25 protein-coding genes and 1 riboswitch are annotated in these 25,260 nt (G+C 60.1%); of the genes, 13 read left to right on the top strand and 12 right to left on the bottom strand.

All coding sequences use genetic code 11. The features are described from left to right. Positions 1-18: 18 nt before the first annotated feature. The 4 genes from ACP7E6_RS26760 to ACP7E6_RS26745 all read right to left on the bottom strand — a co-directional run bounded on the left by ACP7E6_RS26760 (position 19) and on the right by ACP7E6_RS26745 (position 3,310). Complete coding sequence (locus tag ACP7E6_RS26760) at positions 19-1,026, bottom strand: FecCD family ABC transporter permease (protein WP_426232818.1); 1,008 nt, start codon at positions 1,024-1,026, stop codon at positions 19-21. Between the two features lie 77 nt (positions 1,027-1,103). After that, complete coding sequence (locus ACP7E6_RS26755) at positions 1,104-2,066, bottom strand: ABC transporter substrate-binding protein (RefSeq protein WP_426232816.1); 963 nt, start codon at positions 2,064-2,066, stop codon at positions 1,104-1,106. Between the two features lie 16 nt (positions 2,067-2,082). Next, entirely contained in the window at positions 2,083-2,877 is a 795-nt protein-coding gene (locus ACP7E6_RS26750) for an ABC transporter ATP-binding protein (protein WP_426232814.1), read from the bottom strand. 25 nt (positions 2,878-2,902) lie between these two features. Then, complete coding sequence (locus ACP7E6_RS26745; protein ID WP_426232812.1) at positions 2,903-3,310, bottom strand: DUF1636 family protein; 408 nt, start codon at positions 3,308-3,310, stop codon at positions 2,903-2,905. 109 nt (positions 3,311-3,419) lie between these two features. Further along, a riboswitch (cobalamin riboswitch) is annotated at positions 3,420-3,634 on the bottom strand. A gap of 650 nt (positions 3,635-4,284) precedes the next feature. Here ACP7E6_RS26745 and rpsU point away from each other — a divergent pair. Together rpsU and ACP7E6_RS26735 are read left to right on the top strand one after the other, a co-directional pair. After that, the gene (gene rpsU, locus ACP7E6_RS26740) at positions 4,285-4,518 is read left to right on the top strand and encodes a 30S ribosomal protein S21 (RefSeq protein ID WP_037110421.1); all 234 of its coding nucleotides are present in this window, start codon (positions 4,285-4,287) and stop codon (positions 4,516-4,518) included. A gap of 561 nt (positions 4,519-5,079) precedes the next feature. After that, complete coding sequence (locus tag ACP7E6_RS26735) at positions 5,080-5,526, top strand: acyl-CoA thioesterase (protein WP_426232810.1); 447 nt, start codon at positions 5,080-5,082, stop codon at positions 5,524-5,526. On the opposite strand, the gene ACP7E6_RS26730 is transcribed toward ACP7E6_RS26735, so the two are convergent. After that, entirely contained in the window at positions 5,523-6,482 is a 960-nt protein-coding gene (locus ACP7E6_RS26730; protein WP_426232809.1) for a LysR family transcriptional regulator, read from the bottom strand. The genes ACP7E6_RS26735 and ACP7E6_RS26730 overlap by 4 nt on opposite strands. Before the next feature lie 135 nt (positions 6,483-6,617). Here ACP7E6_RS26730 and ACP7E6_RS26725 point away from each other — a divergent pair, with 135 nt between their 5' ends. The 6 genes from ACP7E6_RS26725 to ACP7E6_RS26700 all read left to right on the top strand — a co-directional run bounded on the left by ACP7E6_RS26725 (position 6,618) and on the right by ACP7E6_RS26700 (position 13,075). Further along, positions 6,618-7,400 (top strand): ABC transporter substrate-binding protein, encoded by a 783-nt coding sequence (locus ACP7E6_RS26725; protein WP_426232808.1) that lies wholly within the window; start codon positions 6,618-6,620, stop codon positions 7,398-7,400. Positions 7,401-7,480: 80 nt separating this feature from the next. Further along, entirely contained in the window at positions 7,481-8,128 is a 648-nt protein-coding gene (locus ACP7E6_RS26720) for an amino acid ABC transporter permease (protein WP_426232806.1), read from the top strand. Between the two features lie 13 nt (positions 8,129-8,141). After that, on the top strand, positions 8,142-8,801 hold the full coding sequence (locus ACP7E6_RS26715; RefSeq protein ID WP_426232804.1) for an amino acid ABC transporter permease: 660 nt from the start codon (positions 8,142-8,144) through the stop codon (positions 8,799-8,801). Further along, positions 8,798-9,562 (top strand): amino acid ABC transporter ATP-binding protein, encoded by a 765-nt coding sequence (locus tag ACP7E6_RS26710; protein WP_426232802.1) that lies wholly within the window; start codon positions 8,798-8,800, stop codon positions 9,560-9,562. Before ACP7E6_RS26715 ends, ACP7E6_RS26710 begins: the two co-directional genes overlap by 4 nt. A 414-nt stretch (positions 9,563-9,976) precedes the next feature. Continuing rightward, on the top strand, positions 9,977-10,948 hold the full coding sequence (locus ACP7E6_RS26705) for a sugar-binding transcriptional regulator (protein WP_426232800.1): 972 nt from the start codon (positions 9,977-9,979) through the stop codon (positions 10,946-10,948). Between the two features lie 72 nt (positions 10,949-11,020). Beyond that, a complete protein-coding gene (locus ACP7E6_RS26700; protein WP_426232798.1) occupies positions 11,021-13,075 on the top strand; it encodes a bifunctional aldolase/short-chain dehydrogenase in 2,055 nt (684 codons plus the stop codon). 19 nt (positions 13,076-13,094) lie between these two features. Here ACP7E6_RS26700 and ACP7E6_RS26695 read toward each other — a convergent pair whose 3' ends face one another. The 5 genes from ACP7E6_RS26695 to ACP7E6_RS26675 all read right to left on the bottom strand — a co-directional run bounded on the left by ACP7E6_RS26695 (position 13,095) and on the right by ACP7E6_RS26675 (position 17,567). Continuing rightward, complete coding sequence (locus ACP7E6_RS26695; RefSeq protein ID WP_426232796.1) at positions 13,095-13,514, bottom strand: type II toxin-antitoxin system VapC family toxin; 420 nt, start codon at positions 13,512-13,514, stop codon at positions 13,095-13,097. Beyond that, on the bottom strand, positions 13,514-13,759 hold the full coding sequence (locus tag ACP7E6_RS26690) for a type II toxin-antitoxin system VapB family antitoxin (RefSeq protein ID WP_426232794.1): 246 nt from the start codon (positions 13,757-13,759) through the stop codon (positions 13,514-13,516). Before ACP7E6_RS26690 ends, ACP7E6_RS26695 begins: the two co-directional genes overlap by 1 nt. Before the next feature lie 124 nt (positions 13,760-13,883). Then, positions 13,884-14,936, bottom strand: a complete 1,053-nt coding sequence (locus tag ACP7E6_RS26685; protein WP_426232792.1) for a substrate-binding domain-containing protein — start codon at positions 14,934-14,936, stop codon at positions 13,884-13,886. 61 nt (positions 14,937-14,997) lie between these two features. Next, entirely contained in the window at positions 14,998-16,056 is a 1,059-nt protein-coding gene (locus ACP7E6_RS26680) for an ABC transporter permease (protein WP_426232790.1), read from the bottom strand. Positions 16,057-16,058: 2 nt separating this feature from the next. Next, positions 16,059-17,567 (bottom strand): sugar ABC transporter ATP-binding protein, encoded by a 1,509-nt coding sequence (locus tag ACP7E6_RS26675; protein WP_426232788.1) that lies wholly within the window; start codon positions 17,565-17,567, stop codon positions 16,059-16,061. A 196-nt stretch (positions 17,568-17,763) separates the two neighbouring features. Between ACP7E6_RS26675 and mtnK the strand changes: the two genes are divergently transcribed. The 5 genes from mtnK to ACP7E6_RS26650 are packed head-to-tail and all read left to right on the top strand — an operon-like array spanning position 17,764 to position 23,193. Beyond that, positions 17,764-19,032, top strand: a complete 1,269-nt coding sequence (gene mtnK, locus ACP7E6_RS26670) for an S-methyl-5-thioribose kinase (protein WP_426232786.1) — start codon at positions 17,764-17,766, stop codon at positions 19,030-19,032. Next, positions 19,029-20,123 carry an S-methyl-5-thioribose-1-phosphate isomerase gene (mtnA, locus tag ACP7E6_RS26665; protein WP_426232785.1) on the top strand — a complete coding sequence of 365 codons (1,095 nt, stop codon included), beginning with the start codon at positions 19,029-19,031 and terminating at the stop codon, positions 20,121-20,123. Before mtnK ends, mtnA begins: the two co-directional genes overlap by 4 nt. Positions 20,124-20,128: 5 nt before the next feature. After that, on the top strand, positions 20,129-21,064 hold the full coding sequence (locus ACP7E6_RS26660; protein WP_426232783.1) for a transketolase: 936 nt from the start codon (positions 20,129-20,131) through the stop codon (positions 21,062-21,064). A gap of 2 nt (positions 21,065-21,066) precedes the next feature. Continuing rightward, complete coding sequence (locus ACP7E6_RS26655; RefSeq protein WP_426232781.1) at positions 21,067-22,068, top strand: transketolase family protein; 1,002 nt, start codon at positions 21,067-21,069, stop codon at positions 22,066-22,068. After that, positions 22,069-23,193, top strand: a complete 1,125-nt coding sequence (locus ACP7E6_RS26650; protein ID WP_426232779.1) for a RuBisCO large subunit C-terminal-like domain-containing protein — start codon at positions 22,069-22,071, stop codon at positions 23,191-23,193. It begins immediately after the preceding gene. 99 nt (positions 23,194-23,292) lie between these two features. On the opposite strand, the gene ACP7E6_RS26645 is transcribed toward ACP7E6_RS26650, so the two are convergent. Both ACP7E6_RS26645 and ACP7E6_RS26640 read right to left on the bottom strand, forming a co-directional pair. Then, positions 23,293-24,681, bottom strand: a complete 1,389-nt coding sequence (locus tag ACP7E6_RS26645) for an aspartate aminotransferase family protein (RefSeq protein WP_426232777.1) — start codon at positions 24,679-24,681, stop codon at positions 23,293-23,295. 39 nt (positions 24,682-24,720) lie between these two features. Next, positions 24,721-24,843 carry a hypothetical protein gene (locus tag ACP7E6_RS26640; protein ID WP_426232775.1) on the bottom strand — a complete coding sequence of 41 codons (123 nt, stop codon included), beginning with the start codon at positions 24,841-24,843 and terminating at the stop codon, positions 24,721-24,723. Between the last annotated feature and the right edge of the window lie 417 nt (positions 24,844-25,260).

Genomic DNA, 25,260 nt, shown 5'->3' with positions numbered 1-25,260 from the left:
TAGTTGCGATTGATTTGTTCAACGCCGCAGGATTGCGATGAAGGCAAGGCCGCCAACCAGCCCCGTTATCACGCCGATCGGGATGCCTTCCGGTGCCATGACAACGCGGGCGGCGATATCGGCGAGAATCAGCACCACTGCGCCTGCCAGTGCCGACAATGGAATGACGCGAACATTGTCGCTACCGGCAACGAGCCGGACGAAGTGCGGCACCATCAGTCCGATAAATCCGATGGCGCCGGAAAAGGCGACCATCACCCCTGTCAAAAGGGCCGTAACCACAAAAAGTTGTGCCCTGAAGCGGGCAACAGGGATGCCGAGTGTCGCCGCCGTTTCATCGCCCATGGCCAACGCGTTGACTTCCCGCGCCCGCAAGACCAGCCAGGCGAGGCAGACGCCAAGAATTGCGGCCGGATAGACAAGGTGCGGCCATTGCGCCAGACCCAAGCCACCCAGCATCCAGAACACAACCGTATGAGCGGCGCGGGGGTCACCTAGAAAGATCATGAGATTGGCGAGCGCCGTGGCCACGAAGGCGACGGCAATACCGGACAGCACCAGCCGATCGGCCGCCTGGCCTGAAAACCGCGTGACCGCGACGACGGCGATAGTGGCGAGGAGCGAACCGATGAAGGCGAACAGCGGCACGGTGACAAGACCGAAGATGAGGCCGGTGTGAAGCAATGCCACGATAGCGCCAAGCGTGCCGCCGGACGAAACCCCAAGAAGATGCGGGTCGGCGAGCGGGTTGCGCGTCACGGCCTGCAACACGGTGCCAACGACGGCAAGACCTGCACCCACCAATGCTGCCAGGATAACCCGCGGAAAGCGGACATCCCAGACGATGCTGTCGCGGCCGGCAGACCATGTAACCTTGATCAAGCCCGGCGACAGGTGGTTGGCAACGATCGACCAGACAGTAACGAACGAAATGGGCGCAGCGCCCAGCGAGACGCCTGCCGTGACGCTCAGAACGATCAGGATCGCCGGTACGGTTACACTCAGAAAAATTCGGCCGCTCGTCATGTCGTGTCCATTTTGTACGCAGAAAGCAAGACCGGGCAGATAGACCCGCCCGGCCGGATAATTTGGATCAAAAATTACTACATGCTGCGCGGATGAAACGTGTCGGCAAGGCGGCTGATCGCGTCTATGTTGCGTGGGCCGGGTGTCGCTTCGACATAGTCGAGCACAGCGAAACGATCACTCCTGAAGGCGTCGAGGTTTTTGAACGCGGGATTTTCTTTCATGAAGGCAATCTTCTGCTCGGCTGTCACGTCGCCATAATTCACGATGACGATCACCTGCGGATTGCGTTCGATCACCGGCTCCCAGGAGACTTCGACCCAGTTTTTGTCCACATCGTCCATGATGTTGACGCCACCGGCTGCCTCGATCATCGCGGTTGGAATACCGAACCGTCCGGATGTGAATGGTTTTTCGGTGCCGGAATCGTAGACAAAAACGCGAACAGGTTGCTTGACCTCGCCAATCCGGTTTTTGATGTCGGCAAGCCCTTTTTCATAGCCTGCGACCAGCGTCTTGGCTTTGTCATCGACCCCGAAGATTGCGCCGAGGTTGAGGATATCGACAAACATGTCGCTCATCGTTGGCTTGGCCTTCGCCATGATGTGAATGCAGGATTCCGTCAGCTCGTAGACATTGATCTTGAACGGCGCGAGTGTTTCGGGCGTGACCTCGCCGCCAACCTTCATGCCGTAGTTCCAGCCGGCGAAAAGGAAGTCGGCGTCCGCATTGAGCAGGACTTCCTTGGTCGGATATTTCTCCGACAGTTCGGGGAGTTCCTTGACACCGTCACGGAGCTTTTGATCCAATGTCTTCCAAGCGGAAATGCCGGTATAGCCGACCATGCGGTCCTGCAGCTGCAGAGCCAGCATCATCTCGGTGAGATTGACATCGTTGGAAATCGCCCGCTTCGGCGCGGCCTCGAAGGTGACGTCGCGGTTGCAGCTCTTCACGGTGACCGGATAGGCAAGCGCCGGCATGGCGATGAGGGCGGTGGCGAGGAACCCCGCGGCAGAGGCAAGCAAGCGGAAAGAGGGCATGGTTTGTCCTTTCGGTTCAGGCGGTCTTGAGGGAAAATGAAAAGCGCGCGGCGGCGTTGCCCTTTACCGGATGGGCAAGGGCGGTGACGCCGAAGGTGGTCGAAATCGCGTGTGGTGTCAGCACGTCGTCCGGGAGGCCGAAGCCGACCATCCGGCCGTCGCGCATCAGCGCCACATGGGTAGCAAACGTACTGGCCAGATTGATATCATGCAGCGTGGTGACGATGGTGAGCTTCAGCCCGGCCAGCAGATGAAGAATTTCCAGCTGGTGGCGGATATCGAGATGGTTGGTCGGTTCGTCGAGAATGACGATATCCGGTTCCTGCGCCAGCGCTCGGGCAACCAGCACCCGCTGCTTCTCGCCGCCCGACAGTGTCGTGAACTGGCGGCTGGCCATTGAAGCGAGATCGAGATGCTGCAGGCAGTGAGCAACCTGCGCGCGGTCCTCGTCCGTCCAGCCTGTCAGGCCCTGACGTCTCGGAATGCGGCCCATCATGACCACATCGAGCACGGTGAAGGCGAAATCTGCCGGCATTTCCTGCAGCACCACGGCGACACGGCGGGCGGCAGCCCGGGCGGAAAGCTTGCGAATATCCTCGCCATCGATCTCGACCCGGCCCTCGATCGGGGCCGTCCCACGATAAAGGCAGCGCAACAGCGATGTCTTGCCAGCACCGTTCGGCCCGACGATGGCAAGCCGGTGACCGGCCCCCAGCGAGAAGCTGACGTCGCGAACGAGAAGGAGATTGGCTTTTGGACCCCAGCTAAGGCCCAAAACGTTCAGACTGGCGCCACGCCCGTCACAGCTCATCGGTTGCCCCCCGGGATCACGGTTTTCATTGGATGCGCGCTCCGTTCTGTTCCGACACAAGGAAAACGGCCGGAATCCGGGCAATGGTCTTGCCTCCGAGGCCGCGCGGACGTTCGGCCTCGCGTGTCAGGCCATCCGGCCGTTCAGCAAAGATCACGGCGAAATCCACAAGTGCGCGGATATCCGTGTCCGGCGCGATATCGCCAAACAGATAGGTCGCCTTGCCGCTGGCCTGGAAAGCGATCGTGCAGGGGCGCCGGCAACCGGCCATGCAGACGGTGCCCTCGATCGAAAAGTCGGACCCGCCGGCGATATCCAGGCGCGACAGGCTGTCGTTGAGACGAGCCAGCAGTTCCAATCCGGGGCGGCATGCCGTTCCGGTGATCCGGCAATCGGTGCAGACGGTTATGATGTGCTGTGGATGATGCGCCATGTCTTATCCCCGGAGGCAACGTCCGGAGTCCACATGGCGACAAAGTGCAGGCGCGCAAAAGCGCTGCTTTCAAGCCAGATTTTTTCCATCGGAACACCCCGTCCGTTGCAGTTGATCATCGATGATGGCAGGTCTCCTGGCTCGCGGGTCAGTGCGCATCCACCCCTTCCCGGCTTTTGGCCAGTGGGATGTTGTGAATGCGCTCGCCGCTTACAGTTGCGGGGGCAGCCACGGTTTTGGCCCCTTTTGGGTCATCCTCACCGTGTTCCCTTTTCAGCCGCTCCAGGGTCACCTGGAAGCAGCACCATCAGAGCGACATCTCGCACGATTCCAACAACCTGACAACGCCGGATTCCAATCTTTCGATATCATCATCGTGAACGTAATGTTATTTTATTACTAAGTGGTCGTCAAGCGGGACTGGGCGCCTGATGCATGGGTTGTTGCTTGTCGTGCCGTAAGATCTGCAGCGTCCGGCGCCCCGCCCCGCATGCTTGCGGAATGCCCCGGCCTGGTGTGTATGGGCAATGCGGTGTTCCCGCGGTAACCGCCGGACCGGAGGATTGCGCATATTCAGGCTCCATCATCTGTTGTTGGAGCGTCCAATGAATTTTTTAAATCTCGCCGATCACCCGGAGCGCAGCGTTGCGATCTTTGCCCTTGTCGTGTGGATAGCGACAATTGGACGGGCGATCACCATCACCTATGGCCAGTGACGGCCGCAGCTGGAAGGAAACTGGATGGCGAGAGCTGTAAATCCCGGCTTGGATGCGAGGCGTTGCGGTCTGTTTTACAGCGTCTCCGGCGGAAAACCGCCGGATTGATGAAGGGAGTTCCTGCTAAAATGTGAGGGCTTGAGCAAAAGACTAGGCGAATTATGTGAGAAAATTTGCCCCACGCTCTGGATTTGGTTCGTAAATTGCTCTACTGCCCCTGCCATCTCTTTAGTGAACATCAGACTTTGAAAGATTCACATGCAAGTATTGGTTCGCGACAACAACGTCGATCAGGCTCTCCGAGTGTTGAAGAAGAAGCTTCAGCGCGAAGGCGTCTTCCGTGAAATGCGTATGCGGGAAGCCTACGAAAAGCCGTCCGTCAAAAAGGCACGCCAGAAGGCCGAGGCTATCAGCCGTCAGCGCAAGAATGCGCGCAAGCAGCTGCAGCGCGAAGGCCTTCTGCCGGCACCGAAGAAGAAGCCAACCCGCTAATAGCGGCGGCTTTCGACGAGATTGGGGCTTTCTAGTCTAAGGCGCGTCCGGTATCCGGACGCGCTAGTTTTCGTTGTTTCCGGATACGTAGATTTGAGAGATGCGGCGGCCATCGGCCGTGACGGTGGCGCTGTGGCGGTCGATCGTTCGCCGATCGCATCCGCGACCCGCAGTGCTTTTCTTCCTTGAGCGGTCCGGTTAATGACTGCTGGTACGCTGGTACCATTGCAAGCTCCAAAGGCTTGTGGCTCTGCAAGTCCATATTTCAGCGATGCAGGTCCCTCGTTGCTTCTCCAGCATTCATAGCTCTCCATGTGGCGCGCACCCTCGGTCGCGGGAGACAAATGTGATTCCCCTGCAGGTGGCCGAGTTGCAACCCTCAGTGAATTTCCGCTGTATAAAGGAAATAATTCCTACAGGCCGCTGCGGCGGATGTCCGAAAGGACGTTCGCAGCGGCCACGTCTCGTGTGACCGCGTGTTGCGGCCCTTAAGCGGTTACGCTAAGCCTTCGCCGCCCGATGGCGGGAAACTCGCCGTTGGGCGCGGTGCGGGAGGAAAACATGCCGGATCAATCGCTTGTCACTTATGTTGGCGTGGCCCATCCGTGGATGTGCGACGTCATGGGGCATATGAACGTTCGCTATTATGCCGCGATGTTCGACGATGCCAGTTTTCAGCTTCTTGGTCATATCGCCGGCGCAGACGGTCTTGCCGATACAAGCCGAGGCTGGGCGGATGTCCGCTCGGAGGTTGAATACAAGCACGAGACCAAAGCTGGCGCGTTGCTGACGATCCACTCTCGCGTGGTGAAGGCCGGGCGCAGTTCGGTGACGTTCGAGCAGGTCATGTCCGGTTCGCTCGACGGCGTCGTCCATGCGGTCAACCGCACGGTCAGCGTCCGGTTCGATCTTGTCGGGCGGGTCGCCGTTGCAATCGACCCCGAGATGCGGACACGTGCAGAGGCGTTTCAGACTGAGGCAGCATCCAACGAAAACAGTGCCGGTTAAGCGCCGTAGATGCGCTCATCGAGCGGCGTTTCGGCGATTGCGGTCTGGATACCGGTGATGAGCGCCTTTTCGGCACGGTTGATGATTTTCTCAGGGTTCACCAGCAGGAACACGTCGATCGCGGGGGGCGCCTCATAGGGCGGCAACCGCCACAAAAGGCCATCCTGCACATCGCGCTTGGCGACGTGAACAGGGAGCGGGCCGATACCGAGCCCTGCCACGATCATGCGCCGGACCTCCTCAAGGCTTGACGAGACGCCGACCACATTGCTTGCCAGTTTTGCCTCGCTGCGCAAAAGCGCCACTGGCCGCAGCACATCGGCAACATTGTCCGTGTGGAACGAGACGGAAGGCTCGCCCTTCAAATCGGCGAGCTTCAAGCCCTGTTGTCCGAAGAACGGGTGATCCGGCCCGCAGAAAAAACCGAAGAATTCCCGGTAGACCATGGTGTAATCCAGGGCAGCATCGCGATTGCTGACAAGGCAAAGCCCCAGAGACGCCCGCTTTTCACGGACCTGCCGGGACACGTCGCCGCTGGTTGCGACCGAGATGGTGACCGTTGCGCGCGGGTGGCTGCGATGAAACGCCGTCAATGCCTTGTCGAAGATCGGCGAGACGACGTGGCTGGCGACCGCGATCGTGACATGGCCGGTGACGTCGTCGCCGACGCCACGCACCAGTTGCGGAAGCTGCGAGATCGTGCCGAAGACCTCGATGCTTTGTTCATACAGCAGCTGGCCGACATCGGTCAGCTCAAACCGGGTGGCGTCGCGCTCTACCAGCCTGCGGCCTATCCGGTCTTCCAGCCGGCGAAGTGCGTTGCTGACACTGGGTTGCTTGAGATTAAGCTGCTCGGCGGCGCGGGTGATGCTGTTGACCTCGGCGATAACCACGAAGGTTCGCAGGAGGTTCCAGTCGAGCTCCCAAACCAGCCTTTCGGATCGTGATGGTATCATTCCTGAAATCTATACCTTCTATTTCCATTATCTATTTGCGCAATAATAGCACAAAGGCAATCATCAAAACCGGAAGGCGCGTCCACGCGTACCCCAGCGACAGAGAATGCGCTTTCATCCAGAGGAAAACAGCACATGAAGACACTCATTTCAGGCCTCATGGCCGCCACCCTGGCCCTTGCTGCCAGCTTTACCGCTTTTTCGGCCAGTGCCGACGATCTTGAGGCGATCAAGTCCTCCGGTGAAATCCGCATTGCCATGTCCGGCCAGTACCCGCCCTTCAACTTCGTCAACGAGAAGAACGAAGTCGTTGGCTTTGATGCCTCGATCGGAACGGCGATCGCCGAACGGGTCGGCGTCAAGGGTACGCTCGTCACCACCGCTTGGGACGGCATTATCGCCGGCCTGCTCGCCAACAAGTTCGACACCGTCGTCGGATCGATGACCATCACGCCGGAGCGCGAGAAGGTCGTCGATTTCGTCGGCCCGTACTACCATGCCGGCCGCGCGGTGTTCGTCAACGAAGCTTCGGCCGTCCAGAAGCTGGACGAATTGAAGGGCAAGACGCTCGGCGTCACGCTTGGCGAAACCCATGAGAAATGGGCTCGCGAACAGGGCGGCTGGGACGTGCGCACCTACAAGGGCCTGCCTGAGCTGCTGCTCGAACTGAAGGCCGGGCGCGTCGATGCCATCGTCGTCGACAATATCCCGGTGATGGTTGCCGTCAAGGAAACCGGTGAAAAGGTCCGCCGTCTCGAAACGCCTGATATCGAAGGCGGCAGCGTCGCCATCGGCATCGCCATCCGCAAGAACAATCCCGAGCTGAAGGCTGCCATGCAGAAGGCTCTCGACGAGATGATGGCGGACGGTTCCTACGAAAAGATCGCCATGCAATGGGTTGGCAGCGACATCCGCTGATCGATCGATAATCGGACGCATTTGGCCGGCCAGATCAGCCGGCCAAATGTCGTTCGCAGGCCTCTCCCGGAGTTTTTCCCATGGATTTCCCGCTGATGCTGCGCGTCTTCCCGTTTTTCGTGGAAGCCGCTTGGGTCACAGTGCAGATATCGGTACTGTCGTTGCTGCTCGGCCTTGCGGTCGCAGCCGTCATCGCTTCGGCGAAGATGTCGGGCTCGTTTGTCTTAAGGGCATTCGGAAGTTTTTATGTCAGCGTCTTTCGCGGTACACCGTGCCTGATCCAGCTGTTCGTGCTTTATTTCGGCGGTCCGCAGATCGGCATCAATCTCGATCCCTTTGCTGCCGGTGTCATCGGTCTCGGACTGAACATCGGCGCCTACATGGCCGAATCCATTCGGGGAGGCATTCTCGGCGTCGACCGGGGCCAGGGAGAGGCGGCGCGCACGATCGGCTTCAGCAAGCTTCAGACCCTGCGTCTGGTGGTCCTGCCGCAGGCAGCGCGCCTGATGATCCGCCCGCTCGGCGTCAACGCGGTGGGTTTGATCAAGGGTTCGGCGCTGGTCTCGACGATCTCGGTCGTCGAACTGACCTACACGGCACAACGCTTCATCGGCTCCACCTACAAGCCGTTCGAGATTTTTGGGATTGCCGCCCTGCTCTACATGATCATCGTTTATGCCGTAGCGCGGGCGGTCGATGTCCTCGATCGCCGCTACGCAATCAACTGAGGGAGGGCGCAGCATGCAAGGTCTCGATTTCAGCGTCGTCACGCCCTATACCGACATCCTCCTTATGGGGGTGTGGTGGACGGTGGTACTGACCGTTACCGGTGCAGTCATCAGCTTCTTCTTCGGCATCTTCTTTGCCGTCGCCGTGCTCTATGCACCGAAGGTGATTGCCTATCCGATCCGCTTCTTCATGTGGCTGTTCATGGGAACGCCGTTGCTTTTGCAGCTGTTCCTGATCTATTTCGGCCTTTCGCAGATCGGCATCAACATCCCGGCGCTCGCTGCCGGCATCATTGGTCTGGGGCTGCACTTTGCCGTCTACAATGCCGACGTCCTGCGCGCCGGTATCGTCTCGGTCGATGTCGGACAGACGGAAGGTGCGCGCAGCATCGGCTTCGGCCGGTTCCAGACGCTGCGCTACGTTGTCATACCGCAGGCGGTACGCAATACCCTGCCCTCGATCGGCAATAACCTCATCGTCCTGTTGAAGGAATCGTCGCTGGTTTCGATCATCGGCATCGCCGAACTCGTGCATTCGGCGCAACTGGCCATCAGCGAAACATTCCGGCCATTCGAATTCTACATCACGGTGGCAGCACTGTATTACATACTCAATCTCGTCCTTGAAACCGGTTTGCGGCAGGTCGAAAAGCAAGTGGAGGTAACCCGATGACCGTCCAGCGGCCCATGGTCGAGGTAAAGGGCGCCCGCAAGGCTTATGGCGCTTTGGAAGTCCTCAAGGGGATCGATCTATCCGTCACGCGCGGGCAGATCGTTGCCATTATCGGCCCTAGCGGCTCGGGCAAGAGCACGCTTCTGCGCTCCATCAATCATCTCGAAACATTGAACGGCGGCGAGATCTGGCTTGATGGCGTACAGGTCAATCAGCCTTTGCGTGGTGCTGCTTTCGAGCGCCATATCAACGTGGTGCGCCAGCAGATGGGCATGGTGTTCCAGCACTTCAATCTGTTTCCGCATCTGACCGTTCTGGAAAACATCACCATGGGTCCGGTGATTCTCAAGGGTATGGCCAAGAAAGCGGCCCGCGAGCTTGCCATCGAGCTGTTGTCGAAGGTCGGGCTGGCGGAGAAGGTCGATGCCTATCCGTCGCGGCTGTCCGGTGGTCAGAAACAGCGTGTTGCCATCGCCCGGGCGCTTGCCATGCAGCCGAAGGTGATGCTGTTCGACGAGGCAACTTCGGCACTCGACCCGGAATTGGTCGACGAGGTCAACGCCGTGATGAAGCAGCTAGCCGCCGAGCACATGACCATGCTGATCGTCACCCATGAGATGCGCTTTGCCGGCGAAGTCGCCGACCGCGTCCTGTTCATGGACGGTGGCGTCGTGGTCGAGGAAGGACCGCCAAGCGAAATCTTCCGTGCCCCCACCCAGGACCGCACCCGGGCCTTCCTGAAGAAGTATCTTGCAGCGTGAATGATACGATCCGTTATGCCGGAAACTGACTTTCCGGCATAATGCTGATGCCTGAACCCGCGCTGCCAGTCATTCCTGCGCGCCAGCGAACACGCCGCTTTCATCGCCGCGTACGGCTTTGCCGACAGAGTGATTGAGCTGTCTCCCAGCCCAAAATCGTAACCATTGACCCGCTCACATCGTGAAGCGCGGCGCCGTTCGCCATGTTTGAGGACTGCGTGACGGCAATGCTGCCTTCCACGCTTCGACCTTTTCGCCTTGCGAGTGACTGAATGCATTTGGCGCCCTGCCTTTCGATGTGCATCGCCCCTTATCGGAAGGCTCCCTCGACAATATGCTTGCTTCCAAGGGGTCGCATTTGACTTTTGTCAGCAGTGATGACTATTGTCTAATTCGACGTTTGAAGGAGACATGATGCCCATCCGGTCCACTGATCAGATCCTGCACAAGGCGGCGTGGCTCTATTATACCCATGGCCTTCGACAGGATGAAGTGGCGCAGCGGCTGAATATTTCCCGTGCGTCCGTCGCCACCTATCTACGGCGCGCCCGCGAAACCGGCATCGTCAACATCGCCACATCGACACAGCTGTTTGCCGACGACATTTTGGCGCGCCAGTTGGAGGATGAGCTCGGGCTGACCTCGGTGTGGATCGTGCCAGAAGACCGGCAGGCCATGGATCCGACGGCGGAAATGCCGGTGGTTGCGGCTGCCGTGTTCCTGGAATTGATCAACAAGGGCGATCGTGTCGGCGTTGCCTGGGGCCGCACGGTTTATCACCTGGCCGATGTCATGCCCTATGCAGACCTGCAGGGCGTCACCGTCGTCCAGCTATGTGGAAATCTCGGCGCGCCGTATTCCTATCGGCCCGATCAGTGCACCACGGAAATCGCCCGGCGTCTCAATGCCGAAGGCATCAATGTTTATGCGCCGCTGGTGCTGAGTTCCGAACAACTGGCCGCAGCACTGCGGGCCGAACCAGTGATCCGCGAGCAGATGGCGACGATTTCCGACTGCCAGTTGGCGCTCTATTCCGTTGGCGGCATCGAAGATGATAGCCACCTGGTAAAATGCGGTGCGCTGACGGCGGAAGAAATGCATGTGCTCGGGCAAACCGGCGCTGCCGGCGTCATCGCCGGCCAGATCATCGACCGTGAAGGCCGGTGGCTGGACTGTGCCCATAATCGGCGCTGCATTTCCGCCGATCTCGATTCCATTCGCGCGATCGGCAAGCGCATGATGGTGGTGCAGGAAGACGACAAGTTCGAACCTCTTGTGGCGGCTCTGAAGGGCGGCTTTGCTTCGCATCTGGTGGTGACAACCTCCATGGCCCGGCGGCTTCTTAAGCGCTGGAGCGCCGAGGCGCGGAGCCGCACCAAACCATAGACGATCCCAATCATATCCTGATCCGCCCGGCGAGAATCGGGCTTGAATACCTGTCAAAGGGAGGAGCAAACAATGAAAAATCTCTGGAGCGATACCGACGCCGACGCCATGGTCGCCACCTATGCCACAAAGGGCATCAACCGCGATCTGGCGTTGCGCACCTATACAACGCGGCTGCTCGGCGGTGATCCGCGACTGGTCCTGCATGGCGGCGGCAATACATCGGTGAAAACAACCGTCAGTGATCTCATCGGCGACGAATGGGATGTGCTCTGCGTCAAGGGTAGCGGCTGGGATATGGGCATCATCGAGCCTGCCGGCCTTCCCGCCGTCAAGATCGCGCCACTCCTGAAGGCCCGCAAGCTGACCAAGCTTTCCGATGAGGACATGGTAACGCTGCAGCGCGCCAACCTGATCGATCCGGCCTCGCCCAATCCATCCGTCGAGGCGCTGCTGCATGCCTTCATTCCGCACAAGTTCGTCGATCACACCCATTCGACCGGCGTTTTGGCGATTGCCGACCTTGAGGGCAGCATGGAGGTCAGCGCCAAGGTGTTTGGGCCCAAGATGGGGCTGGTGCCCTATGTGATGCCGGGCTTCGATCTCGCCAAGCTGGCCGCCGAAGTGTTCGACCGGGACCCGACGGTGGATGGCCTGATCCTCGACAAGCACGGTATCTTCACCTTCGGCGCCACCGCCAAGGAAGCCTATGACCGGATGATCCACTATGTGACGTTGGCTGAAGATTACGTGGCGAAAAACGGCAAGAACCCGTTCACCCCGGCCGCCCTGCCCGCAAATCTCGCCAAGCCCAACGATATCGCAGCGATGCTGCGCGGCGCCGTCGCGGTCTCAAAGGGTGAAGGCCGGTACGACCGGATGATCGGCGAGTTCCGCACCTCGCCGGCAATCCTCGATTTCGTCAATGCCGCACAGGTCGAGGACATGGCTTCGCGCGGCGTTTCGACGCCCGATCTGTCGATCCGCATCAAGACGGGACCGATGGTTCTGCCAGCGCCGGATGCGAACAATCTGGATGGATACAAGGCCGTCATCGCCGAGCGTGTTGCGGCCTTTGCCAAGGATTATACCGCCTATTTTGAGGCAAATGACGGACGCGACGACGTCACACGCGTCATGCTGGATCCGATGCCGCGTTTGACTCTAGTGCCGGGCCTGGGCATGTTCGGCCACGGCCGTACCCTGAAGGATGCGAAGATCGCCGCCGATGTCGGAGAAATGTGGATCGAGGCGGCCCGCGATGCCGAATCCATCGGCCGCTTTCAGCCGGTCAGCAAGCCCGATTTGTTCGATCTGGAATACTGGTCTCTCGAGCAGGCAAAGCTTGCCGGCGCCAAAGCCAAGCCGTTCACCGGCCAGGTCGCCATCGTCACCGGCGGCGCTGGCGCCATCGGCGCGGCGGCGGCCAAGGCTTTTGCCCGTGAAGGTGCCCATGTCGTGGTACTCGATCTCGACGGTGCCAAGGCGGCGGAGGTTGCAAAGTCGATTGGCAATCAATCGATCGGCCTCGCCTGCGACGTCACCGACCCTGCCTCGGTTCGCGCAGCCTTCGATTCTGCCGTCACTACCTATGGCGGCGTCGATATCGTTGTCTCCAATGCGGGTGCTGCGTGGGAAAGCCCGATTGCCACCATGGACGATGCTCTGCTTCGCAAAAGCTTCGAGCTGAATTTCTTCTCGCATCAGAGCGTAGCGCAGAATGCGGTCCGGATCATGAAGGAGCAGGCCACCGGCGGCGTGCTGCTGTTCAATGCCAGCAAACAGGCGGTCAATCCGGGTGCCAATTTCGGAGCCTATGGCCTGCCCAAGGCAGCAGCATTGTTCCTGTCACGCCAGTATGCTCTGGAACACGGCAAGGACGGCATCCGCGTGAACGCGGTCAATGCCGACCGTATCCGCTCAGGCCTGCTCAACGAAGAGATGATCGCCAATCGTTCGGCGGCTCGCGGCTTGTCGGTCAAGGACTATATGGGCGGCAACCTGCTGGGCCTTGAGGTGACGGCCGACGACGTCGCCCAGGCCTTCGTGCATCAGGCTCTGGCCGAGCGCACCACCGCTGACGTCACCACAGTCGATGGCGGGAACATCGCTGCGGCGATGCGGTAAGCCAAGATCGTAACCTCGTTCAGGCGAGGTCCGTCAACGCGAAGTCATCGCCCTTGTATTCAAGGGCGATGTTCAGCGCCTTCGCACAGGCGTAGCTGAAACAGTCTCCGAAGTTGAGATCCGCCGGGTGGCCAACCGCCTTGCCGTAGATCATGGCTGTCTCGATGGCGATCGAGCCGATTTCCGGCGTCACAGCCATCTCCGTGGTCCCGATCGCTGCCAGAAACTCCGCGACGGCGGCATTGGCTGCGGCAACGGTCCGCTTGTTTTTCGGCTTGTCTGGCGGCTGGAATTTCCGGGCGATGCCGAGCACCGCTTCGAAACGGGCGACTGGCGATACCACGAACGCCCCGTCACCGATTTCCAGCCGCTTGACGATTTCCTCCCAGCCGGGTTCACGGGTGATGACAGCCACGATGACGGATGCATCAAGGACCATCAGAGATTATCCCACATCTCATCAGTGAATATCTTCATATCGAAATTGGGATCGCTTGAGCCAATTGCCCCGGCGATGGCCTGGGCCTTGGCAATCCGGTCCCGCAACGGGCGCTGCTGTTGCACGCGATCAAGTTCGCGCTGCAAAGCCTGTCGTACCGCTTCCGTCTTGGTCGGTGCCTTGAGAGCCTTCTGCAGTTGTACTGCGAGCGCATCGACGGTGTCATCACGAATGAAAAGAGCCAAGTGTATATCCCTTCGAGATATACATATATCAAAAAAGGATATCCTGAGCAATCAAGCCGGGCCGCCACACCAAAACAAAAAAGACGGCCCGGAGGCCGCCTAAAGTTACCACTGGGGGTGTGGATTACTTTGCGTTCGGGTTCGGCATCCACTTCGGCATGGCGACATCAGCGTGGGCGAACTGTGGCAGTTTGGCGCCGAGTTCTTCCATGTTCTTGATGTCGTTGTCGTTGAGGTCCTTCTGGGTGATCAATGTCGGCGGAACGATGACGCTCCGGCCCGGATCTTCGCCAGCCAGCATCATCGCCAGCGTGCGTACCGAGACCTGACCGACGACGGCCGGGTTGGTGGCGGCTGTTGCAGCCCAGGCGCTGTCCGGCTCGCGCATCGCGGCGATATCGGAGGTCGAGATGTCGGCCGAGTAGATCTTGACGCTGGACGACATGCCGGCTTCGTCGACGGCAATTTTCACGCCCTTGGCGAATTCGTCGTAAGGCGCGAACATCACGGTGATGTCCGGATTGGCTGATATGACCGAACGAGCCTGGTTGGCGACGGAATTGGCAATCGGATTGTCCATGGTGCCGAACATCGCGGCCTCATTGATCCCCGAATATTTCTTCTTGAATTCCTTCCAGGTTTCGTCGCGGCGGTCGAGCGGCGCGATGCCGGCGACGTAGACATAACCAGCCTTCCAGCTTTCGCCATTGTCCTTGATCGCCTGTTCCAAAGCCAGACGGGCGAGGTCGCGGTCTGACTGTTCGACCTGCGGGATCTTTTCGTTTTCGACATTGACGTCGAAGGCGACGACCTTGATGCCGGCATCCACCGCGCGCTGGGCCGCTTCCTTCATGGATTCGGTCAGGCCGTGCTGGATGATGATGCCCTGGACGCCAAGCGCGATGGCCTGATCGACCATGTCGGCCTGCAGGGCTGCATCCTGGCGGCTGTCGAGCACGCGCAAATCGACGCCGAGCGCCTTGGCTTGCGATTCCACGCCCGACAGATAAGACTGAAAGAAATCGCCGGTCGACAGGTAGCGCACCAGTGCAATCTTGACGTCACCGGGCTTGTCGAACGGTGCCGGCATATCAGCGGCAAACGACGCGCCTCCCAGCGTCGTTGCAGCCAGCATTCCAAGCGCGAGCTTTGAAAAAGTTCTCCGCGTAAAAGTCATAAGGGTCTCCTCCACAATAGACTTGTTGTTTGATTTGCAGTCCCGCACGGAGCTTAGCTCCTTAGCGTTTGCCCCTCCTCGAGAGCGCAAAGGTGAACACCAGGGCGATGACGAGCACGAAGCCCTTGACGAAGTCCTGGGTGTAATAGGGCGCGTTCATCATCGTCAGCCCCTGCAGAAGCACGCCGACGAACAGTGCGCCGATGGCGGTGCCGAACGCGTTTGGCTTGGCAGCGCCGAGCACGGCAAAGCCGATCAGGGCCGCGGCGACGGAATCGAGCAGAAGATTATTGCCCGACGCGATATCGCCGCGCCCGAGACGGGCTGCCAGCAGGATGCCGCCGATAGAGGCAAAGACGCCGGAGATGATGTAGGCCCAGATCTTGTAGGCGTTAACGGGTGCGCCTGCGAGCCCGGCCGCCCGCTCATTCGAGCCGACCGCATACATCATCCGGCCGAAGCGGGTATATTCCAGGAAGAACCAGATGAGGATGGCAAGCACGATCAGGACTACGACCGACACTGGCACTAGATTGGGCAGGACGAAATCGAAACGGTGACGGCCGAGCGCCAGGAAGGCGGGGCTGAAGGTGCCCGTGGCGGTCGAACCGTCCGGCATGCTCATGCCGGTGGCGATCGAACGGCCTTCGGTGGGGATGCGCTGCAGACCGACCAGCAGGAACATCATTCCCAGCGTTGCCAAAAGGTCCGGAACGCGCATGTAGACGATCAGGAAACCGTTGATCAGGCCGACGATGACGCCGATGGCAAGGCAGACAAGCGTTGCCGTCAGCGCGTCGCCACCCATCACTACCATGACATAGGACGACGCCATCATTGCCGTTGTGGCGACCGATCCGATCGACAGGTCAAACCCGCCGACCACCAAGGTCGCGGTCACACCAAGCGCCAGGATCCCGGTGATCGACACGGACTGGAAGATGAAGACGGCGCTCTGCGGTGAGGCAAAGCCGCTGGTCATGATGCAGAAATACAGGATCATGCCGAACAGCAGCGTGATGAAGCCATATTTAATGGCGATCTCTCGCGGTGTCAGCGCTGCGGCCGCCGGTGCGGCCTTGTGAGTGGATGGACTGGCAGTCGTCTGTTCAATGCTCATGTCTAAAGTACCATTTCATGTTGGCCGGCAATTTCGGCCAGAAGTCTGTCGACATTGACGTCGGCGTTGCGGTGCTCACCGACCAGCGTGTGTTCCGACATCACCAGAATACGGTCGGCGATCTCGAAGGCTTCGTCCAGTTCGGTCAGGAAAACGATGGTGGCGCGGCCTGAAGCTGAAGCTCGCAGTTTCGCGGCGATATCCCGGCGCGCGGAAATATCGACGCCCTGGAAGGGCTCGTCGAGGATGAGCAGGCGCGATGCCTGGCTCAGCCATCGGCCAACCATGACTTTCTGCTGGTTGCCGCCCGACAATGTGTGCATCTCGTCGCGCTCGGTCCGGCAGACGATGCCGAGCGCTGAAATCTGCTGGCGCGCCTGTGCCCGCTCAGCCCAGCGATTGGAAATGCCGAAATTTGAGATCCGCTTCAGAAATGGCAGGCTGACATTCTCGTAGATGTTGAAATCCGGAACGATGCCGCTGTCGCCGCGATCCTTGGCGACCAGGAAGACACCCTGGTCGATCGCTGCACGGGTCGTTTTCGGCGCATAGGGGCGCCCATCGAGCATCATCGATCCAGACACCGGGACACGGGCGCCAAACAGGGTTTCGGCCAACGCCGTCTTGCCGACACCGACAAGGCCGGTGATCGCCACCACTTCGCCATCGCCAAGCGTCATTGAAAACGGCTTTGCACCCCGCGCGATGGTGAGCTTCTCCGCCTTGAACACAGGGGCCGTACCGTCGCGCACAACGATGTTGCTCAGGCTGATCTTCTGGCCGAGCATGGCATTGACGGCGCCCTCGTAGTCGAGGTTTTCGCCTTCGAACAGCCCGGCGATGCGGCCGTCCCGCAGGGAGACGATGCTGTCGGCAAGGCGCCGGATGTCGGACATGCGGTGTGAAATATAGAGAATCGCAACGCCACGGGCGCGCAAGCGGTCGACCAGCTCGAACAACCGGTCTGCCTCCGCACTCGACAGCGACGAGGTCGGTTCGTCGAGAATAAGGACTTTGGGTTCGTGCGCCATGGCGCGGGCAATGGATACCATCTGCCGGTCGGCCAGTGAAAGATCGGCGACCGTCGCATTGAGATCGATGGCCAGCCCCATGCGGTCGGCGACGGCCTTTGCCTCGCGCCGGATGCGGCGGGGATTGAAAATCAGGTGGGCGCCACGACCGTTCATGCGGTCGAGCGTCAGGTTGGTGGCAACATCGAGATCGGCGACGACACCGTCATTGATGTTCTGGTGCACGGTGACGACACCGGCGCGCATGGCATCGGCGGGTGTAACAGGCGCATACGGCTGACCAGCAAGCGTGATCGTGCCGGCGTCGCGTCCATAGACGCCGCTGACGATCCTCACGAGTGTCGATTTCCCTGCTCCGTTGGCGCCCATCAGCACCGTGACGGCCCCGGCGCGCAAATTCAGATCGACCCCACCCAGAACCTGGATTGGACCGAACGATTTGCGCAGACCCTCAATACGGAAAACGTTTTCCTGTATCATCTGCTCCTCCCTGACAATCAGGTTAGGCTGCCATCTAATCAAATGTCAAGCCCATTGACATTTGACAGTATGGTGGCTTACCAAAAGGGAAAGGACGGCGTGAATGCGTGTGGAGACGCATCGCGCCGGGAGCGGAACGAGGAGAGTGCCGGGCGTTTTTCTAACCGGCGCGCCGCTCCGATGGAGAGGAGGAAACATGAGTACGACCAATTTCGAAGCGCTGACGCCGGAAACCTTGCCCTTGCGGCTGGGCAGCAATGCAGCCCTGGCCGGCCGGATCGGCGCAGATAGTGCTCGCTGGAAGGTGCGCGAGGTCGGCGACGGCAATCTCAATCTCGTTTTCATCGTCGATGGCGACACCGGCAGCGCTATCGTCAAGCAGGCGCTGCCCTATGTGCGGCTAGTCGGTGAGAGCTGGCCGCTGCCGCTGAAGCGCTCCTATTTCGAATATCATGCGCTGAAGCGTGAGGCGGAGCGCGATCCCGGCATGGTGCCGGAGGTTCTTCATTTCGACCGCGAACAAGCGATCATCGTCATGGAATTCCTGACGCCGCACGTGATCCTGCGCCGGGCACTGATCGATGGACGGCAACTGCCGAAGATCGGCCGCGACCTGGGCCTGTTCCTTGCCCGGACGCTGTTTCGCGGCTCCGACCTTTCCATGGAAGCGCGTAAGCGCAAGGAAGACCTGGCGCTGTTCGCTGACAATGTCGAGCTCTGCGACATCACCGAAAACCTGGTCTTTTCGGACCCTTATTTCGACGCCAAGCTCAATCATTACACCACGCCGCAGCTTGACGGGATCGTTGCAGAACTGCGCGCCGACCGCGATCTCAAGGTCGAGGCGCAGCGGCTGAAACATCTGTTCACCGCCAATGCCGAAACGCTGCTGCACGGCGATCTGCATACCGGTTCCGTCATGGTCACCGAGACGGAAACGAAAGTCATCGATCCGGAATTTGCCTTCTACGGGCCGATGGCGATCGATGTCGGCATGCTGCTGTCGAATTTCTGGATGAGCTACTTTTCGCAGTCCGGCCACGAACAGGGCGGCAGCCGCGAAGACATGAGGACCTATCTTCTCGGTGTCATCGTTGAGATATGGGAGACCTTCCGAGCCGAATTTGCGCATCTCTGGCGCACCGAGCGCACCGGTATTCTCTACCAGCGCACATTGTTCGAAGACCAGGGCGATCACCTGGGATCGGAGCAGGCCCTGGACAAGGTGCTGCATACTTTGTGGACCGATATGCTTGGCTTCGCCGGCATCGAAATGCACCGCCGCATCCTCGGTCTGGCCCATAATGCCGATTTCGAAACCATCGAAGACCCGGACATCCGGGCACGCTGCGAAACCAAGGCGCTCAAGCTTGGGCGCCACCTTGCCGTCAATCGGCGCCGCATCCACAGCATTATCGATATCAATGCGCTTGCGGAACGCCTCGAGAAGGAGACAGTCATTTGAACGTCGGAGATCGCCACTACCACACCATCTGGCTCAACGAGGATGGCCGGTCGGTCGATATCATCGACCAGCGCTGGCTGCCGCATGAGTTCCGGGTCGTTACCCTCAAGTCCGTCGATGATGTCGCCGTCGCCATCCGTGACATGTGGGTGCGCGGCGCGCCGCTGATCGGCGTCACAGCCGCCTATGGTGTTGCCATCGCCATGCAGAACGACACCAGCGACGAAGCACTCAACGCCGTCTGGGACGTTCTGCACGAAACCCGCCCGACCGCGATCAACCTGCGCTGGGCGCTGGATGAAATGCGCAACGGTCTTCGGAAGGTGCCCACTTCCGAACGCGCCATTGCGGCCTATAAGCGTGCAGCCGAAATTGCCGAGGAAGACGTGCAGCTCAACCGCAGCATCGGCGCCAACGGGCTGAAGGTCATCCGCGAGATCGCCGCAAAGAAGAAACCCGGAGAGCCTGTCAACATTCTCACCCATTGCAATGCCGGCTGGCTGGCCACCGTCGATTATGGCACGGCCACCGCACCAATCTACATGGCGACGGAAGCCGGCATCCCGGTTCATGTTTACGTGGACGAAACGCGGCCGCGCAATCAGGGTGCACAGCTGACCGCCTGGGAACTGAACGGCCACGGCGTGCCGCATACGCTGATCGTCGATAATGCCGGTGGCCATCTGATGCAGCATGGCCAGATCGACATGGTGATTGTCGGCACGGACCGGACCACCGCCGATGGCGATGTCTGCAACAAGATCGGCACCTATCTGAAGGCGCTCGCCGCCAAGGACAATGGCGTGCCCTTCTACGTCGCCCTGCCCTCGCCGACGATCGACTGGACCGTGCATGATGGCGTCAAGGAAATCCCGATCGAGGAGCGCAACAGCGATGAAGTGACCTTTGTTCAGGGGCGCGCCGCCGATGGCTCGATTGCCACGGTGCGCATCTCGCCGGAGGGCAGCCCGGCCGCCAATCCGGCCTTCGATGTCACCCCGGCACGGCTGATCACCGGCCTGATCACCGAGCGCGGCATTGCCGATGCCTCGCCTCAAGGGTTGAAAGCCCTGTTTCCGGAACGGAGCTGAGTGCGATGAACCTCACCAACCAGCAGTCCACCGAGGATGTCGCAGCGGGCATTCGCAAGCGGGTCTTCCTGCATACGATGCGCAACAATGGCGGCTATCTGAGCCAAGCCTGTTCGGCTGCCGAAAGCCTCGCCTTTCTCTACAACGAGGCGCTGACGCTGGGTGAACCGACCTTGCCGAAGGTGCCGCTGCCGTTCGGCGGTGTGCCGTCGGCCGCCAACCCCGATGCCTTTACCGGTGCCGGTTATCACGGTCCGTTTGCTCCCGAATTCGACCGGCTGATCATCTCGCCGGCACATTATGCGCTGGTGATCTATTCGGCGCTGATCCAGGTCGGCCGCATGGACGAACATGCGCTCGATCACTTCAACGTCGACGGCGGCTCCGTCGAAATGATTGGCGCCGAGCACAGCCCCGGCATGGAAGTGACCACCGGCTCGCTGGCGCAGGGGCTTTCAATGGCTTCAGGTATCGCCTGGGCCCGCAAGCGCCAGGGTGAGCCCGGCAAGGTCTGGGTCTACATGTCCGACGGCGAGTTCCAGGAAGGGCAAACCTGGGAATGCCTGGCAGCGATGGCCTATCACGGTATCGACAACATCCGCGTCATCGTCGACGTCAACCGCCAGCAATGCGACGGTGCGATGTCGTCGGTGCTTGACCTTGGAGACCTTGCTGCCCGCGTCGCCTCCTTCGGCGTTACCTGCCGCTCGATCGACGGGCATGACCTCAATGCCATGCGGAATGCTGCCGATAGCGCCGAGCCCGGCAAGCCGCTGATCATTCTAGCCAACACCTCGCCCTACCAGGGCATGGAGTTCCTGAAGAAGCGGTTTCCGCGCCTCCATTACGTCCGTTTCAAATCAGCTGACGAACGCCGGGAAATGCAGACCGCCATCGCTGCCGAGCTCGGTGTCGATGAAGCCGAAATCGCGAGGGCCTGATCATGGTCGATATCGTCAACCGTCCCTATGCCAAGGCTTTCGAGACCTTCGCTTCCGCCCGCCCAGAAATCCTATGCCTGTCGGCCGACCTCACGTCATCCTGCGAAGTCGATGGTTTCCGCGACCGGCACCCGGATCAGTTCCTGTCGCTCGGCATGGCCGAACAGAACATGCTGTCCTTTGCCGGTGGTCTTGCCATGCAGGGCTTTCGGCCGTTCCTGCATACGTTTTCGGTGTTTCTCTATCGCCGCCCCTATGACCAGCTGATCAATTCGATCGCCTATTCCAACCGCAAGGTGCGGCTGATGGGCTTCCTGCCCGGCATTACCACGCCCGGCGGCATCACCCATCAGGCGATCGAAGACATTTCGGTGATGCGGGCGATCCCGAACATGACGATCCTTGAATGCGGCGACGCCACCGAAGTCGAAACCGTGCTTGAGGTTGCCGACAGCATCGACGGTCCGGTCTATGTTCGCGTCTTGCGCGGCGAAGTGCCGAGGTTGTTCTCGACCCCGTTTGAATTCAACAAGCTGCGCACACTCAGCGAAGGCGATGACGTGCTGGTCGTGACCGCAGGCGTTTGCACCGAAGAGGCTCTTCGTGCCGCCGAGCCGCTAAAAAACCGTGGCGTCGGCATCCACCACCTGCATGTCTCGACCCTGAAACCGTTCGATCGTGACGGCCTGATCAGGGTGGCGCGGGGCAAGAAGGGCGTCGTGACGCTGGAGAACCACACCATCACTGGTGGCCTCGGTTCGCTGGTGGCGGAAATCCTGGCGGAGGAAGGCCTCGGCGTCAAACTGCGGCGTCTCGGCCTGCAGGATACGTTCGCGCATGGCGCTTCCAAGCCTTACCTGATGAAGAAATACGGGCTCGATGCCAGCGCGCTGGTCTCTGCCATCAGCCAGCTTCTCGGCAAGGATCTCGATATCGACGATGCCGAGCTCGAAGCCGTGCGGATCGACACCGTGCATTCGGCCCAGAAGGCGGAGGCGCTGTAAATGGCCCGTTTTTCGGTGACCTACTGGATCGGCGTGGCCAGCGAAACGGAGGCCCGCGCGCGGGCTCTGGAGATTGCCGTCGAGCAGACGGTGGAAATCCCCCGCGATATCGTGCCGGCCGGTTATATCGAGGACGAGATTCTTGGGCAGATCGAGAGCGTCCACCCCTGCACTGACACGCGCGGCGGGTTTCTCACGGAAATCTCCTATAGCGACGATGATATCGGTGACGACTTTCCGCAACTGCTGAACATCGTCTTCGGCAATTCCTCGATCCGGACACAGACGCGTGTCGAGACGATGACGCTTTCGCCCGCGATCACCACGCTGTTGTCCGGTCCCCGGTTCGGAATAGTGGGACTGCGCGAGCGCACCGGTGTCAAACGGGCCCCAATCCTGATGTCAGCCATCAAACCCGTTGGCCTCTCCACCGCCGAACTTGCCGGGCTCGCCCATCAGTTTGCGTTGGGCGGAATGGATTATGTCAAGGACGACCATGGCCTTGCCAACCAGAAGACATCGCCGTTCACTGAACGCCTGAAAGCCTGCACCGACGCCATCGGCGATGCCAATGCAAAGACCGGCTTTGCCACCACCTATGTGCCGAACATCACCGGCCCATCCGATCAAATCTTCGAGCGTGCCTGGATGGCCAAGGAGATGGGGGCCGGCGGTATCATGCTGGCGCCGTCGCTGGTCGGCTTCGACGTTTCGCGTGCTTTGGCCGCGAACCCGGACTTCGGCTTGCCGATCGTCTCGCATCCGACCTTCGGCGGAACCAACGTCATCACGCCAACTATCGGCTTTTCTCACCGCTTTTTTTACGGCATCCTGCAGCGGCTGATGGGGGTCGATGCGGTGATCTATCCGAATTTCGGTGGCCGTTTCAGTTTCTCCCGTGATGAATGCCTGGCGATCGTGGATGGCTGCACATGCGACCTCGGCGGGCTCAAACCGATCCTGCCCGCGCCTGGCGGCGGCATGACCTTCGAACGCGTGCCGGAAATGCGGGATGCCTATGGTGACAACGTGATGTACCTGATCGGCGGCGCCCTGTTGCGTGAAAAGTCCGACCTTCCCGCCGCCTGCCGCAAGCTCATCGATGCGGTTCGAACCGGCCGCTGAATCTGGCACCACCCAGGCCTTCTGATTTCAATCGGTGATCGGGTTCAAAACAATGGCTGCCGTCCGCCGTAGCGGGCACGGCAGCCATTGGTTCCAATTTTATCGAAGCGGCGCCAATTCGGCTTCTGCGAGGTCAAGAGCCACCAGCAGACGGTCCAGGGCGAGGTCGATCGTGTCGCGGGTCCAGACCAATGGCGGCGACATGATCAAGGTGTCGCCCGTGGCACGGATCATCAAGCCGTTCTGCACCGCGTGGTCGCGCACCTTGATCGCGGCAGACCCATCCGGCTTGAACCGTGTCCGTTCCCCTTTGTCCCGGACGATTTCAACCGCACCCATCAGTCCGACCGATCGTGTTTGCCCGACCAGCGGATGATCGTTCAGCCGTCCCGCGAGCGCCTCGGCAAGATAGGGCCCCGTGTCGTTGCGGACCCGTTCGACCAGGCCTTCATTCTCGATGATCTCCAGGTTCTTCAAGGCGACGGCGCAGCAAACCGGATGACCGGAATAGGTATAGCCGTGGTTGAATTCGCCGCCCTTTTCCACCAGCGTGCTGGCGATCCTGTCCCCGATCAGCAGTGCCGACAACGGCTGGTACCCAGAGGTCAGCGCCTTTGCCGTGGTGATCGTGTCGGCCTCGATTCCGAAGGTGGTGGCGGCGAACCACTCACCGGTGCGGCCGTAACCGGTAATGACCTCATCGAGCATCACCAGGATGTCGTATTTACTGCAGATCCGCTGAACTTCCGGCCAGTAGCTGGCGGGCGGGATGCGGACGCCGCCGGCACCCATCACCGGTTCGCCGATGAAGGCCGCAACCTTGTCGGCGCCGGCCGCAAGAACCGCCTCCTCGATGGCGCCCGCCGCCCGCAGGCCAAAATCATCATCGCTTTCGCCGGGCAGTGCCAGCCCATAGGCATAGGGTTCCATTACGTGCACGATGTTGGGCACCATGCCGCCCATCTGCTTGTGCATATGGCTCATGCCCCCGAGCGAGACGCCGGCCAGGGTCGAGCCGTGATAGGCATTGTGGCGCGAGATGATGATGTTCTTTTCCGGCTTGCCCTCCAGCGCCCAGTAGTGGCGCACGAGACGAACAGCGGTGTCGTTCGATTCCGAACCCGACGAGCCGTAGAACACCTGGTTGATATTCGGTGGGGCAAGCTCGGCAAGCTTGGCGGACAGCTGCACCGGGGCCGGTGTCGCACATTTGAAGAACGCATTGTAATAGGGCAATTCGCGCATCTGGGCGGCGGCAACATCGGCCAGTTCATCGCGGCCGTAGCCGATATTGACGCACCAGAGGCCGGCCATCGCATCGAGAAGCTCGCCGCCTTCGCTATCGTAGATGAAGGGTCCTTCGCCGCGCACGATCATGCGCGATCCGTGGGCTCGCAACTCCTTGTGATCCGTGAACGGGTGGAGAAAATGCGCAGCGTCCTGCGCCTGCAATTCTTGCAGGGAATATTTGTGGTTCGAGAGGGTCATCATCGTATCCTTGAATTTCTGACGTTTGGTGAGACAGGGTCAGATGGATACGGGTGGCGAATAGCCGATACGGGCACAGAGCAGCATCAGTTCGGCATGAAGCGTCCGCGCCGATGGCGTCGAAACGAACTCATGCGTTCTGCGTGCTGCACTCTCCGTCATGACATGGTCTTTCGCGGAAACCGGTTGCTGTTCACGCCGACGATATCCGGCGGTTGCCGATGCGGCAATATGGTTTTGCTGTGGGTTACGCCTCGTCTGGCCTTAGGGCCGAGCCTGTCGCGCTCGACGTTGAATCGGCAGCTCGCCGCACGAAAATGAGCATGCTGCGTGGCCTTCTCTCCTGATCCCACGAAACAGAGCCTTTGCCCGCGTCGAGGATTAAAGACCGGTTAATTCGCCGGCTTTTGACGTCCTCACACAGAAAAACAGAATAAACCAACAATAACAGACGCTTATGAAAAACTTCATTTTCTTTCAAAGTCTGTGTTGACTTGTTTCGGGTGTGTCGCCTATAAACCGCTCACCAACGAGGGCGGCGGCGCTGCTGGCGACCGACGAACTCGCTCTGAAGTTTCT

This window comes from Pararhizobium sp. DWP3-4, assembly GCF_049898205.1.
GTDB lineage: Bacteria > Pseudomonadota > Alphaproteobacteria > Rhizobiales > Rhizobiaceae > Pararhizobium.
The sequence above is the reverse complement of the archived record's forward strand: the minus strand, read 5'-3'. Positions and strand labels throughout refer to the sequence as shown.